Here is a 17,156-nt window from a genome sequence, read left to right on the forward strand (position 1 = left end):
CATGCCGCAGGAAATTTGCGGGAATAATCCAGCGCCACGCTCCGTCTGTCATCTCGATGTGGTCCTGAACCTGGCCAGGAAATCATCACGTTAGCAATCGCTAATGTGATGGTTCTTGTTGACAGTGGGTTCCGCACATTAGCACGATGAAGCGGCGTTCGAGCTGCTCGGGCCCGAACCGCCGAAAAAAACGATGTCCACCTTGTGATGGAGGTTTCCATGTTCAAAAAAGCCTTGCTGGCGCTGCCCGTGGCACTGGCTGTTGGAGCATCGGCGAACGCCGATTCCTGGAAGGCCCCGGAGGACGTACTCCAGGGGCTGATCGATTCGATCGAGTCGATTTATCTCACCCAGAGTGAGATGAACATCATGATGATGCCCGACAACCCCGCGCTGTGGGTCGCCGAAGACGGGCGCGAACTGTTCCACACGCCGCGCGGACCCAATAATGTCTCGCTCGAGACCTGTGACTTCGGCAAGGGGCCCGGTGTGCTCGAGGGGGCGTATGTCGAAATGCCGCGCTATTTCGAGGATGTCGACCGGGTGATGGACCTCGAAAACCGCCTGGTGCACTGCATGATCACGATCCAGGGTTTCGAGCCCGATGATCCGGCGGTTACCCAGCGCCACGGTTCGGGCAGCGACCACATGCAGCTGCAGACCTATATCGCGATGCAGTCCAGTGGCATGGCCTGGAATCCGCCGCTCGATCACCCGATGGAAAAGGCGCTCCGCGATGCCGGCGAGGTGATGTTCTACCGGCGTTCCGGTATCGCCGACTTCAACTGCAACACCTGCCATGGCGACAAGGGCAAGCAGATCCGCGCGTCGGTGTTGCCGCATAAGGACACGGGCGAGGAATGGAGCAAGGCGATCTCCTGGCCCGCGTTCCGCGTCGGCCACGACCATGTCCGCAGCAGCCAGCACCGTATCCGCGGCTGCTACTGGCAGATGCGCGGCCCGCTGGTCAACCCGAACAGCGACGCCTCGATCGCGTTGATGTCCTACTGGACCGACGCCGCGCGTGGCCAGCCGGCCATCCTGCCCGACATGAAGCGCTGATCCCGTACGCAAAATGGAGACTCTTACTATGTTCAAGAAGACCCCTGTTGCGGCCGGAATCGCCGCATTCGCCAGTATGATCATCGCCGGCGGTGTTGCCGTGGCCGACGTCGACTACACTGCGATGTCGGCGGAAGAGCTCGCCGAATACCTGATTTTCGAGGCCGACGGTTTCAACCTCGACCAGGAAGTGCAGGAAGGTGGCACCGCGAAGCAACGCATGGTGCAGGACGAGATGCAAAAGGCGTGTTCCGTGATTGGCGGCGGCCAGCCCGATCAGGCCACGCTGGACGCGGTTCGCACCGCGGCGGTGGAAAGCATCACCTACCCCGAAGGTGGCATCCAGCTCGGCGACTGGGAGCGGGGCCGGGAGCTGGCCTGGTCCGGTTTCGGATTCCGTATCGGACACAACCCCGACAACCACGATGCACGTGCCGTCGGCGGCAACTGCTACAACTGTCACCAGATGGCGACAGACCGCACCGGCGGCACCGTGGGTCCGAGCCTGACCGGTTACGGAAAGACCCGCGGCACCAGCGAGGCGATGCTGAAGTACGCCTACGACATGATCTACAACCCGCATGCGTGCTTCCCCTGCACGAACATGCCGCGTTTCGGCTCCAGCGGCTTCCTGACCGAGGAAGCGATCGCCGACATCATGGCGTACATGTTCGACCCGGAGTCCCCGGTCAACGAGTAAGGCAGTAGCCGGTCCCAAGGGACCTTGAAGGGGCCGCCGGTGGCAACATCGGCGGCCTTTCTGTTTGTGCGTCCCTCTGCTGCTGGCACGGGGAGAGATTTGGCTTCCCCTCCCGTTCGGGGGAGATGGGCGCCACGCTGGCGTTAGTGGTCGGCGCATGGGATTCGGGGTATCGTCTTGCGCCACCATGCTCAGTTACCAGCACGAATACCATGCCGGCAACTTCGCCGACGTGCACAAGCACCTGCTGCTCTGGCTGGTGCTCGATTCCCTGCTCGCCCGGCCCAAGCCTTTCGTCGCGATCGACCTGTTTGCCGGTTCGGGGCAGTACCGCCTCGATCAAGGCATGGCCGCCCGCAGTGGTGAGTGGCACCAGGGCATCGGCCGGCTTTGGTCGCTGGGGCGGGGTCCGGCGGCCCTGCGCGCTTGGCTCGGTGCCGTCCGGGAGCTCCAGCCCGATCCGCCCCGTCTCACGGTGTACCCGGGATCGCCGGAACTGATCCGGCGCCGCCTGCGCGAGCAGGACCGGCTGATCGCCTGCGAACTGCACCCCGCGGCCTACGCTGCATTGCGTGCCGGCCTGCACGGGGACCGGCGTTGCCATGTGCACCGCCGCGATGCACGCGAGGCCGCGCGCGGCCTCTTTCCGCCCGAGCCGCGCAGGGGCATCGCGCTGCTCGATCCGGCCTACGAACGGCCGGCCGAGTACACCGAAGTGGTGCGGATGACCGCAGAGATCCGGCGCCGGTGGAACACCGGGACTCTGCTGGTCTGGTACCCGGTTCTGGAGGACGGCCGTCACCCGCAGCTGCGGGAGGCCCTGCGGGCTGCGCATCTCGGCGAGCGCATCCTGTTCAGCGAACTGCGGCTGACCGATCCGCCGCGTGGTTCGGGGCTGCAGGGTTCGGGAATCGCGGTGGTCGGTGCGCCCTGGCAGCTCGACACGCACGCGCGGCGGGTGCTCTCTGCGGCCTGGCGCTGTCTCGACCCAGAAGGGCGCGGTGGCCTGTTTCAGGCGCTCGCGCTTGAAAACGCCCGCGGCCGTCCCCACCTCGTACGGGTCGAAACCCCCGATCCACACGATCCTGAGGATGTGAAGGACCATGACTGAGACACAACGCGAAGAACGCCGCTTCGAGACCGAGGTCAGCCAGCTGCTGCACCTGATGATTCACGCGCTGTACTCGAATCGCGAGATCTTTCTGCGCGAGCTGATTTCGAACGCAGCCGATGCCTGCGACAAGCTGCGCTTCGAGGCATTGGCTCACCCCGACACGATCACCCAGCCCGCGGAGCTGCATATCGACCTGCGCTTCGACAAGGACCAGCGCGAGATTCGCGTGATCGACAACGGCATCGGCATGTCCCGCGACGAGGTGGTGGCCAACATTGGCACCATTGCCCGTTCGGGCACCAAGGAATTCCTGAGCCAGCTGACCGGCGACCAGCAGAAGGACGCGCTGCTGATCGGGCAGTTCGGCGTCGGCTTCTATTCGTCGTTCACTGTCGCCGACCGGGTGACGGTGGAGACGCGCCGTGCCGATGCCCCCGAGGACGGCGCGGTGCGCTGGCAGTCCGACGGCACCGGCAGCTACACCATCGAAACCTGCTCGCGCCCGGTTCCGGGAACCGAGGTGATCCTGCACCTGAAGGAAGACGCCGACGAGTTTCTCGAAGCCTACCGGTTGCGCCACATCATCACCCGCTACTCCGACCACGTGGCGTTCCCGATCCGGATGCCGAAGCTCGACGACGACGGCAAGCCCACCGACGAGTGGGAGACGGTGAACCGCGCGAGCGCACTGTGGACGCGCGCGAAGAGCGACATCACCGACGACGAGTACCGCGAGTTCTACAAGCACGTGGCGCACGACTTCGAGGATCCGACTGCCTGGGTGCACAGTCACGTCGAGGGCAAGCAGCAGTACACCACGCTGTTCTACATCCCGAAGCGCGCGCCATTCGACCTCTGGGACCGCGACCGCCGCCATGGTGTGAAACTGTACGTGAAGCGCGTGTTCATCATGGACGACGCGGAGAAGATGCTGCCGAACTACCTGCGTTTCGTGCGCGGCGTGGTCGATTCCTCCGATCTGCCGCTGAACGTCTCGCGCGAGATCCTGCAGAACAACCGGCTGGTCGACGGGATCCGTTCGGGTTCGGTGAAGAAAATCCTGGGCCTGCTGGAGTCGATCGCCGAGAACGAGCCCGAACAATACGCTGAGATCTGGGCGAACTTCGGCCGGGTGCTGAAGGAAGGTCCGGGGGAGGACTACGCGAACCGCGAGCAGATCGCGAAATTGCTGCGTTTCGCGAGCACCCGCAACGATGACGATACCCAGAACGTGTCGCTGGCCGAGTACAAGGCGCGGATGCCGGAAGGCCAGAAGGCGATTTACGTGGTCACCGCCGACAGCCCTGCCGCGGCGCGCAACAGCCCGCACCTCGAGATCTTCCGCAAGCACGGCATCGAGGTACTGCTGCTGTCCGATCGCGTCGACGAGTGGCTGCTGTCGCACCTCGACGGTTTCGATGGCACGCCGATCAAATCGGTGTCCAAGGGCGATCTGGATCTCGACGACGTGACCGGCGAGCAGGACGCGAAGAGCGGCGACGATGCGGCGACCGCCGACGATCTCGGCGACCTGCCGGAACGCATCGCCAAGGCTTTGGGTGAACGGGTCGAGAGCGTGCGTGCGTCGAAGCGGCTGGTGGAGTCGCCTGCCTGCATCGTGCTCGGCGAGCACGAGATGGCGCTATACCTGCAGGAACTGCTGAAACAGGCCGGCCAGCCGACCTTCGGCAGCAAACCGGTGCTGGAAGTGAACCCGTCGCATCCGCTGGTGGGACGCCTGAAGGCGGCCGAGGCGGCGGACTTCGACGACCTGGCGACGCTGCTGTTCGAGCAGGCGCTGCTGACCGAGGGCGGCCAGCTCGAGGATCCGGCCGGGTTCGTCGCGCGCCTCAACCGGCAGCTATTGAAGGGCGCCTGAGCGGCCGCGGCGGGCAGCGAATCCGATCAGCAGACCCTGGCCCCGCGGTTCGCCCGGAACGGCGGGGGTCGGGGCGGCTGCCGGTGATGCCACTAACTTCCATGGCCTATGTGGCCACCCCCGATGATGAAAGACGCGTAGGGCGGAAGAGGCCGAAGGCCGTCATCCGCCATCCGGCGCCCGGGTTGCCGCAGGCGCCGGGGAGGCGCGAACGCCGAACGGCGGATGACGCTGCGCTTTTCCGCCCTTGTATGTTGAAGCCGTCTGGTTTGATAGGTTTTCTGCCAGACACCGGGGAAGCCGTTCCGCCCTGGAGGCAGAATATTTCTGACCTCGTGCGTAGATGGGCTCCCCGCCTCATTGCCGATTTCGAGGAGTATCCGGAAGCCAGCGTGGCTGGACTTCGCATTACAAGGTCGAACCGGCAAGAAGTGCGAGGTCGGGGAACCGGTGACCATTGTGACGCAATCGAACCCCGCAAGGGAAAGGAGGAATCGTGATGAGCACTTTCGTCGGCATTGATGTCGCCGCTGAATCCTTCGACCTGGTCTGCCGCAGCAACAGCAAGCACAGCAAGGCCCAGACCTTCCCGCAGACCGCCCAGGGCCACGCCCGGGCAATCCGCAAGCTGCAGGCGCTGCAACCGACGTGCATCGTGTTGGAGGCCACCGGGATCTACTACCTGGACCTGGCGCTGGCACTGCACGAGGCCGGGCTGCCCGTCTGCGTGATCAACCCGCGAAGCTTCCGGCACTTCGCCGAGATCACCCTGCGCGGCAGCAAGACCGACCCGCTCGACGCCGCCCTGCTGGCAGAATACGCCGAACGCATGACGCCCCGGCGCTGGACCCCACCGCCAACGACCTACCGGGAACTGCGAGACCTCGGCCGCCACCTCAACCGGCTGCTGCACGCGCGTACCCAGGCCAAGAACCAACTGCATGCCCTGAAATCTCGGCAGGGCGCCCCGAAGCTGCTGATCGAGGATACCGAGGAAGGCATCGCCCAGCTGAACCAGCGCATCGAGCGCCTGCAACAGGCAGCCCAGGCACGGATCCAGAAAGCCCCTGAACTGGATCAACAGCAGACCCACCTCTGCGCCGCCACCGGCATCGCGACCGCCAGCAGCCTGGCCCTCCTGGCCGAACTGTGCACCCTGCCCAAGGATCTGAAAGCCAACCAAGTCGTGCGCCATGCCGGGCTGGACGTGCGCCTGCACGAATCCGGTTCCAGCGTCCACCGACCCGGCCGTCTGGCCAAGACGGGCAACGCCTACCTGCGCAGCGCGCTGTACATGCCGGCGATGGTAGCGATCGTGCACGACCCGTACGCCAAGGCCTTCTACAACGCCCTGGTCGCCCGCGGCAAGAAGAAAATCCAGGCCTTGTGCGCCGTCATGCGCAAGTACCTCACCGGCATCTGGGCCTGCATGCAGAGCGGTCAGCCGTTCGACTCCTCCAAACTGTTCAGCGATCAACATCAGCAACCCGCTTGACAGGAAACGGAGTATCTACGGGTCGCCGGGGACACGAGACAGGCCGTGACTTTCGCGCTAATTTAAATGGCCTATGTGGCCACCCCCGATGATGAAAGAGGCGTAGGGCGGAAAAGGCCGAAGGCCGTCATCCGCCATCCGGCGCCCGGGTTGCCGCAGGCGCCTGGGCACTGCGAACGCCGTACGGCGGATGACGCTGCGCTTTTCCGCCCTACGGGTCGCCGGGGACACGAGACAGGCCGTGACTTTCACGCTAACTAGCCGCGGAGCAGGCGTTCCAGGCCCTGTTCGACAGCCAGGCCGATGCGGCGGCCCAGCGGCTGGCGGCGGCTGAACCGCAGCTCGTAGAGTTCGTGTTCGCGGGCCAGCGCGAGCAGGAGATCGTCACTGGTGCGCAGCTCGTCGATCAGACCGCGTTCCAGCGCCTGTTCTCCGTACCAGTGCTCGCCGGTGGCCAGCGTGTCGAGTTCCAGTTGCGGGCGAAAGCGCTGCAGGTAGGCCTTGAACAGCCCGTGGGTCTCCTCGAGTTCCTGCTGGAACTTGGCGCGCCCCTCGGGCGTGTTCTTGCCGAGCACGGTGAGCGTGCGCTTGTACTGCCCGGCAGTCAGCAGTTCCATGTCGATATCGTGGCGCTTCAGCAGGCGGTGGAGGTTCGGGATCTGGGCGACGACGCCGATCGAGCCGACGACCGCGAACGGTGCGGCCACGATCCGGTGGGCGACCGCGGCCATCAGGTAACCGCCGCTGGCCGCGACCCGGTCCACTGCAACCGTGAGCTCCAGTCCGGCCTCGCGCAGCCGCGCGAGCTGGGCGGCTGCGAGCCCGTACGACGGCACCAGGCCGCCCGCGCTCTCCAGGCAGAGCACCACCCGGTCGGTCCCGGGGCGGGCCAGTGTCAGCACTGCCGAGACCTCCTCGCGGAGATTGTCGGTGCGGGTCGCGCGGATGTCGCCCTGGAATCGGAGTACGTAGACGCGAGTGGACTCCTGAGCTCCGCTGCGCGCTGCCTGTTTCCGTTCCCGCCGGTACTGCCGAATCTGCTGCCGGAGCGCGCGGCGGCCGAGGATCTTGCGCTGGAGAATTCGCTCCATCTCGCGGTAGCGCTGGTTCAGGTGCCGGACCGTAAGCTGTTCCTCGTCGCGCATCCGCCCCCGGGTGGTGCCAGCGATCACGGCTCCGAACAGCCCGAGCGTCAGCACCAGGATAGTCAGCCCCTTCAACAGAAACAGTCCGTATTCGTGCAGAAACTCCATGCAACCTCGCTTCGTTCGTCGACCTGGCGTTTGGCGGGCTACCCGGACGGCCGCGTCCGGCGCTCGCGTCTTCGCGATAGTACGACGCCTGGGCGATCGCGCGCACGACCTCGGGGGGCGGTGCGGCTTGGCGTCGGCGGAGACCGCCCCTGCTCGGTCGCCGTGCCGAGGTGGCGAGCGGTCTGCGGCCAGTCTGCCCCGGGGCTGCAGTTGTCGCAGGGATTGTCGGTCTGCTATTGCGGCATTGCCGGTCCTGCTAGGATGCGCCGGAACGTCCGGGGGAAACCACACCCATGTCGGATCGGCGCTTACAGGTCTTTGCTACCGTGGCCCGGCTGCTCTCGTTCACGCGGGCAGCCGAGGTGCTGCACATGACGCAGCCGGCGGTGACGTTCCAGGTCCGCCAGCTCGAGGAGCAGCTCGATACCCGGCTGTTCGACCGCACCCACAACCGCGTGACCCTCACCGATACGGGGCGCTTGGTGTTCCGCTATGCGGAGCGCATTTTCGAGACCTACGCCGAGATGGAGGCCGCGCTGCGCGAGCTGAAGGGTGCGGTGGGGGGCGCGCTGGTTCTGGGTGCCAGTACCACCGTCGCCGAGTATCTGTTGCCGACGCTGCTGGGAGCGTTCCTGCGCAGTCATCCGGAGGTCGGCATCAGCCTGCGGGTCGGCAATACCGAGGCGGTGGTCGCGATGGTCGAGGAGAGCGAAATCGACCTCGGTGTGGTCGAAGCGACGGTCGGCAACCGCAACCTGATCGTGCACCCCTGCCTGATCGACCGGCTGCGCCTGATCGTGCCGCCGGATCACCGGCTGGCCCAGCGCGACAAGGTGACGCTGAAGGATTTCGTCGACGAACCGTTCGTTTGCCGGGAAGAGGGATCGGGTACCCGCGAGGTGATCATGGACTACCTCACACGTCAGGGTTGTAGCCGCGCGCGCTTGAATCTGTGCATGGAACTCGGCAGCCCGGAGGCGATCAAGGGTGCGGTGGCGGCCGGGATGGGGATCTCGATGCTGTCCGAGTCGGTGATCGCGAAGGAAGTGGTGCTTGGGCAGTTGGTCGCGATCCCGCTGGAGCCGACGCTGGAACGCCCGATCTCGCTGGTGCATGCGCGGCAGAAATTCCGTGTGCCGACGCTCGAGGTATTGCTGCGCTTCATGCGCGAGTATTGCACTCACGGCGACAGACCCGACCCCAGCCCGGCTACACCGGCGGAGTAGGGCGGATGATGAACTTTCGCGTGATCCAGCAGACCTATTCGGAGTTTCCGAGCCTGATAGAATCGCGTCTGGACCAGCGTGCGATCGGTTTTCCCGTTGCGGGCGGTTCGCGCGACGGGATTCGCCGGAATCTGCGGCGCGGGTCGCCGGGCTCCGGCGGGTGACCAGAGTCGGCGATGGCCGCCGGGTGGCCGGGGAGCGGCGGCCGATCGACGCCTCCGGCGCTCGAGCCGGCCGGATGCCCTGGCCTGCGGGCTGCGGTTTCGCCCGGAAATGAAACCGGGCATGCTGGACGATATCATCGTGGGGGTCCGCCACCATCCGCCACCGAATGGCGGCGCACCGCTGGCTGAAGCACGGGCCGAATGGCAGGGCATGCGGGAGCTGTCCGGTCGCGCCGTCGTCGCCCGGTCACCGAACCCGAGCGGATGCGGAAACGGCGCTGAATGCCGGCATTCAGCCTGAAACTGGAGACGGATGCGTGATCGCACCGATGCACATGAAACGGGGCAGCAAGGCGGTCGGCCAGCAGCTGGCCGAGATCGCCGAGCGGTTGCCCGAGGAACAGCAGCGGACCCTGCTGGAGTTTGCGCAGTTCCTGCTCGCGCGGGTTCCGGAGGCCGAGGATGCGCCGCTGCCCGAGCCGAAGCCGATTCCGCGGCCGGAAGAGGAGTCGGTGATCAAGGCGATGCGCCGGCTGTCCGAGACCTATTTCATGCTCGACCGCGGTCCGCTGTTCAACGAAGCCTCTGCGCTGATGGGCCAGCACGTGATGCAGGGTAAACCGGCCGCCGAGGTCATCGATGAGCTCGAGGTCGTGTTCGCGGCCCACTACGAGCGGGTGCGATCCTCCTCATGATCGAGGTGCTGCGTCGCTGGTACGAGCGGCATTTCACCGATCCGCAGGTGGTGATTCTCGCACTGCTGCTGCTGGTTGGGTTCCTGCTGGTAATCTTCGCCGGGCGCATCCTGGCGCCGTTGCTGGCCAGCCTGGTGATCGCCTACCTGCTCGAGGGCGCGGTCGCGAAGCTCACGCGGTTCCGGGTTCCGCGGCTGCTTGCGGTGATCCTGGTGATGGCCGCGTTCTTCGCGCTGGTGACCGCCGCCTTGTTCGGTCTGGTGCCACTGATGTCGCAGCAGGTCACGCAGCTGGTCCGGGAACTGCCGGTGATGATCTCTCAGGGGCAGGCATTGCTGTTGCAGCTGCCCGAGCGCTATCCGCAGATCGTCTCCGAGGAGCAGGTCTTCGAGATCATGGGCGCGATCCGCGCCGAGGCCACCCAGTTCGGGCAGCAGGTGGTCAAGGTCTCGCTGGCCTCCGCCCAGCATCTGGTCACCGTGGTGATCTACCTGATCGTGGTGCCGCTGATGGTCTTCTTCATGCTGAAGGACCGGGACGCGATCCTGAACTGGTTCATGGGCTTCATGCCGCGTGACCGGCGCCTGGCCGGCCAGGTCTGGAACGAGGTGAACGTGAAGATCGCGAGCTACGTGCGTGGCAAGTTCATCGAGATCCTGCTGGTGTGGGCGGTCAGCTTCATGACCTTCCACTGGTTTGGGCTGCAGTACGCGGTGTTGTTATCGTTCATGGTCGGGATCTCGGTGATCATCCCCTACATCGGCGCCGCAGTGGTCACCATCCCGGTGGCGCTGGTGGCCTACTTCCAGTTCGGGCTGTCGAGTGAGTTTGCCTGGGTGTTGATCGCCTACGCGGTGATCCAGTTCCTGGACGGCAACGTGCTGGTACCGCTGCTGTTTTCCGAAGTCGTGAACCTGCACCCGGTCGCGATCATCGCGGCGGTGTTCATCTTCGGCGGCATCTGGGGCTTGTGGGGCGTGTTCTTTGCGATCCCGCTGGCCACGCTGGTTCACGCGGTGCTGAAGTCCTGGCCGCGCCACGAGGGTGCCAGGCAGGAAGACGGCGGCGATCCGGGAGGCGCAAAGCCGCCCGATGTGCCCGATTCCGGGGAACGGCCCGGGTCCCCGCCCGGTCCCAGGATGGCGTGATCAGTCCGCCACCGCGGGATCCCCTTTCCACGCCCGCGGCGATGCAACCGAGCGGGTCGCGCAGCACCAACGATGAGAGAATGCATGACCGGCACCGAACTCTTGATGAACATCACCCCGCAGGAGAGCCGGGTGGCCCTGGTCGAGAACGGCATCGTGACCGAGCTGCATCTCGAACGCAGCCGCCGCCGCGGCCTGGTGGGCAGCATCTACAAGGGCCGCGTCTGCCGGGTACTGCCGGGTATGGATGCCGCGTTCGTCGATATCGGGCTGGACCGCACGGCGTTCCTGCACGCCTCCGATGTTGCCCCGGTCGAGCGCGAGGAACTCTGCAACAACGGCGACCCCTGCCGGCGCAACGAATCGATCAGCCAGCTGCTGCGCGAGGGGCAGGATCTGCTGGTGCAGGTGATCAAGGATCCGCTCGGCAGCAAGGGCGCGCGCCTGACCACCTATGTCACCGTTCCCTCGCGGCACCTGGTGCTGATGCCCAACCAAACCAATATCGGCATCAGCACCCGGATCGAGGACGACGGCACCCGCAGCCGTTTGCGGGAAACCATGGAGCATCTGCGGGGGGAGCATGCACCCGAGCACGGTTTCATCGTGCGCACCGCGGCCGAGCTGGCGGACGAGGGCGCGCTGCACAACGACGTGATCTTCCTGAAGAAGCTCTGGGACACCCTGCAGGAGAGCGCCGCCAACTGCGAGGCCGGGCAGGAGATCCACGCCGACCTGCCGCTGGTGCTGCGCATCCTGCGCGACATGGTCGGGGTCGAACTCGAACGCATCCGGATCGACTCGCGCGAGACCTGGCAGAAAGTAAGCGAGTTCGCGGAACGCTACATCCCCGAACTGACCGGCCGGATCGAACATTACCCGGGCGAGCGGCCGATTTTCGAGCTGTTCAACGTCGAGGAGGAAATCCAGCGTGCGCTGGAGCGCAAGGTGGAACTCAAGTCCGGCGGTTACCTGATCTTCGATCAGACCGAGGCGATGACCACCGTCGATATCAATACCGGCGGCTTCGTCGGCCACCGTAACCTCGAGGAGACCATCTTCAAGACCAACCTGGAGGCGGCCCAGGCGATCGGTCGCCAGCTGCGGCTGCGCAACCTCGGCGGCATCATCATCATCGACTTCATCGACATGCAGGACGACGAGCACAAGCGCCAGGTGATCCGTGCGCTGGAACGCGCGCTCGAGCGCGATCACGCCAAATGCCAGATCTGCGACGTGTCCCCGCTGGGTCTGGTCGAGATGACTCGCAAGCGCACCCGCGACAGCCTGGAGCACCTGCTCTGCGAGCCCTGTCCGACCTGTGGCGGTCGCGGCTACCTGAAGTCGGCGGAGACCGTCTGCTATGAGCTGTTCCGCGAGATTCTGCGCGAGGCGCGCCAGTACGACGCGAGGGAACTGCGGGTGCTGGCGTCGCAGAGCGTGATCGATCTCCTGCTCGACGAGGAATCGTCCAGCCTGGCCGAACTCCAGGAGTTCGTCGGCGTGCCGATCCGGTTTCAGGTGGAAAGCCTGTACCAGCAGGAACAGTTCGACGTGGTGTTCGTTTGAACCGGGTGCGCGTCTGAACGAAATGTGCCCGTTTCCGGCGGCGCCGATTCCGGCTTCCCGCTCCATGACTGTACGGACGGCGTGGCCGTGGCCCCGATGTCGGCCCGCGGCGGCCGGGGGGGGCTGGTGATGCGGTGGTGGCTGCGCGCGGTCGTGTCGGCGGTTGCGCTGGTGCTGGCCGTGTTGTCGCTGCTGTTGCTGACCCTGCGTCTGATTCTGCCGCATTCCGACGGGCTGGCGACCGGCCTGGAACGACTCGCCGGGACCTGGATCGACCGTGACGTCCGGGTGGAGTCGCTGCAGCTGAGCTGGTCCGGCTGGGCACCGGAACTGGTCGCCCGGCAGGTGTGGATCGCGGTACCGGACGGCATCCCGCTGCAGGCGCGCGAAGTCGGCCTGACGCTGGCGCCCCTGCGCAGCCTGCGCGCTCGCCGCCCGGTACCCGGGGAAGTGCGGCTGAGCGGGGTGGATCTGCGCCTGGAACGCGATGCCGACGGGGTGCTGACCGCGCACGGCTGGCAATTCGGGGGGCGCGACCCGCTGGCCCAGGACTGGCAGCGCCATTTCCGGGAATTCGGGCGCGTGCGCATTGCCGACGCGAGTCTGCAGTGGGTCGACGCCGGGCACCAGCTGCACGCGGGAGTGCGGGTCGACACCCTGGATCTGCAGGCCGACGGCCGCGGGCTCCGGGCCATCGGGCGCGGGCGGCTGCTCGCGGAGGCCGGCGGGCGGATCTACCTGGGGCTCGAGGCCCCCCTGGCGGGAACGAAGCCGGCCGAATTCTATCTGGAGGCCGACGATCTTCAGCTCGATTATTGGGGCAGGATGGCGGGAGTTCCCGGGGAGCTTGCCGGGGCCAGCTCGGTGAAAATCTGGGGCAGCCTCGAGGACGGTAGGGTGCGGCGCCTGCAGGGCGAACACGATACGCGGGCGCTGCTGGTGCACGGCGATGAACGGCGCCTCCACGCCTTCGGCCACCGCTTCCAATGGCGCGCGCTGGACCGCGAGGCCGTGGCCTGGTGGAGCGCCCGCACCCCGGGCGCGGGCGATGCGCGGATCGAGTACCGCCTGGTCGGCGATGGTCCACGACGGGCCGCCGACCAAATCTCGCTGGCGGCCACCGGCATCGCACTCGGCCCCTATGCGCGCATCGCCGGCTGGCTGTATCCGGATGCGGTGCCTGGGCTCGATTCATGGGTGGCGCTGCAGCCGTCCGGGGATCTGCATTCGGTGCAGGTCTTGCTGGCCCGCGATGACGCGGGCTGGCAGGTCCGCGCGGCGGAGGCGGACGCGGCGGCGCTGAAGCTGAACGCGCACGAGGCCATTCCGGGGTTCTCCGGGCTCGACGTGAGCCTCGACTGGGAGGATGGGCGCGGAATCCTGGCGCTGGACAGCACCGGGCTCGAGGTCGATCTGCCTCGCTGGTACGGCGCTCCGCTGTGGCTCGATCGGCTGCGCGCGCGGCTGGACCTGCAGCGCGACCCATCCGGCTGGCGTCTCGCCATCTCCGACTTCTACGCGGAGAACCCGGATGCGGCGACGGAGGGAGACGGCCGCATCGTGTTCGGCGAGCAGCCGCAGCTCGATCTCGCGCTGCGCTTCCTGCGTGCCGATGGCAGCCGCGTCACCCCGTATCTGCCCGAACATCTCCTGCCGCCGCGGACCTACCAGTGGCTCGCGGACAGCATTCGCGACGCCACGTTGACCGGGGGCGGCATGGTGTACCGCGGCAACCCGCGGGATTTTCCGTTCCGGGATGGCGAGGGCAGCTTCCTGCTGCGCGCCGGGATCCAGGACGGGCGGCTCGACTACCAGCCGGGTTGGCCGGTGGCGGAAGGCCTCGCAGGCACGCTGCTATTCCACAACGCGTCGTTTCGCGCCGAGGACGTGTCGGGCCGAATCCTGGACACGCAGGTGGACGACACCGAGGTGACCGTCGCCGACATGCTGGACCGGCCGTTGCTTGAAATCCGCGGACGATCGGCGGGACCGCTGGACGATCTGCAGGACTACCTGCGCCAGGCGGGCATCGGCGGCGATCTCGGATGGTACGGCGACGGAGTGAAGTCGGGCGGAGACGGCGAACTGGATCTGGAGCTGCGTATTCCGCTCCATGGTGAAGGCGCGGAAGCGACCGAGGTGGCCGGCAACCTGCGCGTCCACGATGCGCTCCTGGAGCTGCCCGAGGTGCCGCTGCGCCTGCAGGGGCTGCGCGGCGAGCTGCGCTTCGGGCCGGAGCTGGAAATCCGGGGCCAGGGCATTCAGGCGGTCGTGCATGGCGAACCCGTCGTGATCGACGTCGAACGGCCCGCTGGCGCCAGTGGCGTGCAGCTGCGGGCCTCCGGTCGCCAACCCCTCGTGCCCTGGGTGGGGGAGCAGCCGTGGCTGGACCAGGTCCGCGGCAGCGCCCACTGGCGTGCGGACATCCGCCTGGACGACGCCGGCGATTCGGTGCTGGAACTCTCGACGGATCTCGAGGGGGTCGAGGTCGACTGGCCGCCTCCGCTCGCCAAGACGCGCGGCACACGCCGGCCGCTGAGCATCGTCTGGCCAATCGGGCCGGCCGCCGGCGACCTCGCCCGGATCCGTTTCGCCGGCGTGCTCGCCGCCGACCTGCGCATCGAACCCTCCCGCGATGCGGGCCTGGGCACCGTCCGCGCCATCGCGCTGCAGCTTGGAGAGCCGCTTCCCGAGCGCCGGCCGGTACCCGAAACCGGGATCGAGCTGGATGTGCGGCTCCCGTCGGTCGACGTTGCCCCCTGGCTGCAGGTGCTGGAAGGGCTGGCCGCGGGCGGTGCGCCGGTCGACGCCGCCGATACCTTGCAGCTGCGACGGGCCGAGATCGACGTGACCGACAGCATCCGCTGGGGGAGTCTGACGCTGCCCGGCCTGCAGCTCAGGCTAAACCCGTTTGCCCGCGGGCACTGGCTGAGCCTCAGCGGCGATTGGCTGCGCGGCCAGGCATGGATCGAGCCGGCGGCTGCCGTGGATGAGGACGGTGTTCCCGGGCGCGGCCGCTGGCGCATCGCGCTGGAGCGGCTACATCTCGACCACCTGCCCGAATGGGCAGGCAGCGGGCCGCCACGCCCGGAAAACGTGTTCGAGGATCCCCGCCAGTGGCCGGCAGTGGATCTGACCGCGGCTGACCTGCGCCTGGGCGAGTTGCGCTTCGCCGACCTCGACCTGCGCCTGTTGCCCGAGCCCGAAGGGCTGGAGGTGCGGCTGCCACACCTCGGTGCGCCGGATGGCGGTGTCGCGCTGTCAGGCGATGGTCGCTGGACCAAGGCCCCGGACGGGGCACATGCCACCGAGCTGTCGATCGAGGCCCGCGGTGACGACTGGGGTGCCGGTCTCGGATCCATCGGGGTATCGCGGGCGCTGGAGCAGGGTACGGGCGTGGCACGGTTCCGCCTCGCCTGGCCCGGGGCGCTCCATGCGCCGGATCCTGCGACCCTGCAGGGGCATGTGGATCTCGATCTCGCCGAGGGGGCGCTGCGGGATGTCGAACCGGGCGCGGGCCGGCTGCTGGGACTGGTCACGCTGGACCTGATTCCGCGCCGCCTGCGCCTGGACTTCCGGGACGTTTATACTCAGGGACTCATCTTCGACCGGTTGGCCGGTAATGCCACGATCGACGGGGGCGATCTGCTGATCCCGGAACTCCGGATCCGCAGTCCCTCGGCGGTGGTCCGGGTCAGCGGCCGCACCGGTCTGATTGCGCGGGACTTCGATCAGTCGATCGTGGTGGTGCCGCGCCTGCGTTCGACACTCCCGATCGTGGGCGCGCTGGTGGGCGGTCCGGTGGCCGGTGCGGTGGTGCTGCTGGTGGAACGTGCACTTGGGATCGGGGATCAGGTGGAGGAAGCGGCGCGAGTGGAATATTTCGTGACCGGTCCATGGTCCAACCCGGTAATCAGAGCCCGGGTGAGAACGGAACAGGAATGATTCGATTGAACAACCCACGGTGCATGCCATGACGAACATTGCCGCGATCCAGATGGCGTCCGGACCCCAGCCCCAGGCCAACCTGCTGGAGGCGAAGCGCCTGCTCCGGGAGGCGGCGGAGAAGGGCGCGAAGCTGGCGGTGCTGCCCGAGAACTTCGCGATGATGGGCATGCAGGAAACCGACGTGCTGAAGATTGCCGAGGATCCTCGGGACGGCCCCCTCCAGACCTTTCTCGCGGAGCAGGCGCGGCGCCTCGGGATCTGGCTGGTGGGGGGCACGATCCCGCTGAAGACGCTCCGCGGCGACCGTGCCCGTTCGACCTGCATGGTGTTCGACGACCAGGGCGAGCGGGTCGCCCGCTACGACAAGCTGCACCTGTTCGACGTGCGTCTCCCGGATGGCGACGAGCGCTACACCGAGTCGCGAATCTACGAGCCGGGCGAGCAAATCGTCACGCTCGATACGCCTTTTGGGCGGATGGGGCTGGCGGTTTGTTACGATCTGCGCTTCCCGGAACTGTTCCGAGGCTTGCTGGACCAAGGTGCGGAATTTGTGGCGATGCCGGCCGCGTTCACCGCGCAGACCGGGCAGGCACACTGGGACATCCTGCTGCGGGCGCGGGCGATCGAGAACCAGATGTTCATGCTGGCCGCGGCCCAGGGCGGGTTCCACGTGAACGGTCGCGAGACCTACGGGCACAGCGCGCTGATCGACCCCTGGGGCCGCGTCGTCGCGCAGCTCGGGCGTAACCCGGGGGTGCTGGTCGCCGATCTCGGCTGTGAATGCGTCGGCCGGATCCGCACGCTGTTCCCGGCAGTGCAGCACCGGCGGCTCGCCTGCGAAGTCGAGGTTGCCCCGACCTCCAGTTGAGGGACCGGGCTCCACCATTCCAACCGGCGGAAACA

General features: G+C 66.9%; 15 protein-coding genes. 13 read left to right on the forward strand and 2 right to left on the reverse strand.

Annotation, left to right across the window (positions count from 1 at the left end; all coding sequences use genetic code 11):
* The first annotated feature begins 219 nt into the window (after positions 1-219).
* The 5 genes from soxA to THITH_RS02645 all read left to right on the forward strand — a co-directional run bounded on the left by soxA (position 220) and on the right by THITH_RS02645 (position 6,250).
* Positions 220-1,062 (forward strand): sulfur oxidation c-type cytochrome SoxA, encoded by an 843-nt coding sequence (gene soxA / locus THITH_RS02625; RefSeq protein ID WP_006746057.1) that lies wholly within the window; start codon positions 220-222, stop codon positions 1,060-1,062.
* Positions 1,063-1,090: 28 nt separating this feature from the next.
* Positions 1,091-1,762, forward strand: coding sequence for a sulfur oxidation c-type cytochrome SoxX (soxX, locus tag THITH_RS02630; protein ID WP_006746056.1), 672 nt, complete (start codon positions 1,091-1,093; stop codon positions 1,760-1,762).
* Between the two features lie 187 nt (positions 1,763-1,949).
* The gene (locus tag THITH_RS02635) at positions 1,950-2,873 is read left to right on the forward strand and encodes a 23S rRNA (adenine(2030)-N(6))-methyltransferase RlmJ (protein WP_006746055.1); all 924 of its coding nucleotides are present in this window, start codon (positions 1,950-1,952) and stop codon (positions 2,871-2,873) included.
* Positions 2,866-4,755 (forward strand): molecular chaperone HtpG, encoded by a 1,890-nt coding sequence (gene htpG / locus THITH_RS02640; RefSeq protein ID WP_006746054.1) that lies wholly within the window; start codon positions 2,866-2,868, stop codon positions 4,753-4,755. Before THITH_RS02635 ends, htpG begins: the two co-directional genes overlap by 8 nt.
* 499 nt (positions 4,756-5,254) lie before the next feature.
* Positions 5,255-6,250: an IS110 family RNA-guided transposase gene (locus THITH_RS02645; RefSeq protein ID WP_006746053.1), complete on the forward strand. Its 996-nt coding sequence runs from the start codon at positions 5,255-5,257 to the stop codon at positions 6,248-6,250.
* 57 nt (positions 6,251-6,307) lie between these two features.
* Here THITH_RS02645 and THITH_RS18965 read toward each other — a convergent pair whose 3' ends face one another.
* A complete protein-coding gene (locus THITH_RS18965) occupies positions 6,308-6,502 on the reverse strand; it encodes a hypothetical protein (RefSeq protein ID WP_084222606.1) in 195 nt (64 codons plus the stop codon).
* A 5-nt stretch (positions 6,503-6,507) separates the two neighbouring features.
* Entirely contained in the window at positions 6,508-7,503 is a 996-nt protein-coding gene (gene sohB / locus THITH_RS02650; protein WP_006746052.1) for a protease SohB, read from the reverse strand.
* Between the two features lie 293 nt (positions 7,504-7,796).
* On the opposite strand from sohB, the gene THITH_RS02655 reads away from it, so the two are divergent.
* The 8 genes from THITH_RS02655 (at position 7,797) to THITH_RS02680 (ending at position 17,121) form a co-directional block, all read left to right on the forward strand.
* Positions 7,797-8,729, forward strand: coding sequence for a LysR family transcriptional regulator (locus tag THITH_RS02655; RefSeq protein ID WP_006746051.1), 933 nt, complete (start codon positions 7,797-7,799; stop codon positions 8,727-8,729).
* A gap of 5 nt (positions 8,730-8,734) precedes the next feature.
* Positions 8,735-8,893 carry a hypothetical protein gene (locus THITH_RS18415; RefSeq protein WP_006746050.1) on the forward strand — a complete coding sequence of 53 codons (159 nt, stop codon included), beginning with the start codon at positions 8,735-8,737 and terminating at the stop codon, positions 8,891-8,893.
* 121 nt (positions 8,894-9,014) lie between these two features.
* The gene (locus tag THITH_RS18420; protein ID WP_156925480.1) at positions 9,015-9,194 is read left to right on the forward strand and encodes a hypothetical protein; all 180 of its coding nucleotides are present in this window, start codon (positions 9,015-9,017) and stop codon (positions 9,192-9,194) included.
* A gap of 28 nt (positions 9,195-9,222) precedes the next feature.
* Positions 9,223-9,588, forward strand: a complete 366-nt coding sequence (locus THITH_RS02660) for a DUF2281 domain-containing protein (protein ID WP_232222284.1) — start codon at positions 9,223-9,225, stop codon at positions 9,586-9,588.
* Positions 9,585-10,736: an AI-2E family transporter gene (locus THITH_RS02665; RefSeq protein ID WP_006746048.1), complete on the forward strand. Its 1,152-nt coding sequence runs from the start codon at positions 9,585-9,587 to the stop codon at positions 10,734-10,736. The genes THITH_RS02660 and THITH_RS02665 overlap by 4 nt, the downstream gene beginning before the upstream one ends.
* Before the next feature lie 84 nt (positions 10,737-10,820).
* Complete coding sequence (rng, locus tag THITH_RS02670; protein WP_006746047.1) at positions 10,821-12,305, forward strand: ribonuclease G; 1,485 nt, start codon at positions 10,821-10,823, stop codon at positions 12,303-12,305.
* Between the two features lie 96 nt (positions 12,306-12,401).
* A complete protein-coding gene (locus THITH_RS02675) occupies positions 12,402-16,250 on the forward strand; it encodes a YhdP family protein (RefSeq protein WP_006746046.1) in 3,849 nt (1,282 codons plus the stop codon).
* Between the two features lie 28 nt (positions 16,251-16,278).
* On the forward strand, positions 16,279-17,121 hold the full coding sequence (locus tag THITH_RS02680) for a carbon-nitrogen hydrolase family protein (protein ID WP_006746045.1): 843 nt from the start codon (positions 16,279-16,281) through the stop codon (positions 17,119-17,121).
* Positions 17,122-17,156: the final 35 nt, after the last annotated feature.

Source organism: Thioalkalivibrio paradoxus ARh 1, assembly GCF_000227685.2.
Lineage (GTDB): Bacteria > Pseudomonadota > Gammaproteobacteria > Ectothiorhodospirales > Ectothiorhodospiraceae > Thioalkalivibrio > Thioalkalivibrio paradoxus.

Excerpts from the sequence above, each read along its gene's own strand:
- soxA (WP_006746057.1), top strand. The coding sequence starts at position 220 with ATGTTCAAAAAAGCCTTGCTGGCGCTGCCCGTGGCACTGGCTGTTGGA.
- soxX (WP_006746056.1), top strand. The coding sequence starts at position 1,091 with ATGTTCAAGAAGACCCCTGTTGCGGCCGGAATCGCCGCATTCGCCAGT.
- THITH_RS02635 (WP_006746055.1), top strand. The coding sequence starts at position 1,950 with ATGCTCAGTTACCAGCACGAATACCATGCCGGCAACTTCGCCGACGTG.
- htpG (WP_006746054.1), top strand. The coding sequence starts at position 2,866 with ATGACTGAGACACAACGCGAAGAACGCCGCTTCGAGACCGAGGTCAGC.
- THITH_RS02645 (WP_006746053.1), top strand. The coding sequence starts at position 5,255 with ATGAGCACTTTCGTCGGCATTGATGTCGCCGCTGAATCCTTCGACCTG.
- sohB (WP_006746052.1), bottom strand. The coding sequence starts at position 7,503 with ATGGAGTTTCTGCACGAATACGGACTGTTTCTGTTGAAGGGGCTGACT.
- THITH_RS02655 (WP_006746051.1), top strand. The coding sequence starts at position 7,797 with ATGTCGGATCGGCGCTTACAGGTCTTTGCTACCGTGGCCCGGCTGCTC.
- THITH_RS18415 (WP_006746050.1), top strand. The coding sequence starts at position 8,735 with ATGATGAACTTTCGCGTGATCCAGCAGACCTATTCGGAGTTTCCGAGC.
- THITH_RS18420 (WP_156925480.1), top strand. The coding sequence starts at position 9,015 with ATGCTGGACGATATCATCGTGGGGGTCCGCCACCATCCGCCACCGAAT.
- THITH_RS02660 (WP_232222284.1), top strand. The coding sequence starts at position 9,223 with ATGCACATGAAACGGGGCAGCAAGGCGGTCGGCCAGCAGCTGGCCGAG.
- THITH_RS02665 (WP_006746048.1), top strand. The coding sequence starts at position 9,585 with ATGATCGAGGTGCTGCGTCGCTGGTACGAGCGGCATTTCACCGATCCG.
- rng (WP_006746047.1), top strand. The coding sequence starts at position 10,821 with ATGACCGGCACCGAACTCTTGATGAACATCACCCCGCAGGAGAGCCGG.
- THITH_RS02675 (WP_006746046.1), top strand. The coding sequence starts at position 12,402 with ATGTCGGCCCGCGGCGGCCGGGGGGGGCTGGTGATGCGGTGGTGGCTG.
- THITH_RS02680 (WP_006746045.1), top strand. The coding sequence starts at position 16,279 with ATGACGAACATTGCCGCGATCCAGATGGCGTCCGGACCCCAGCCCCAG.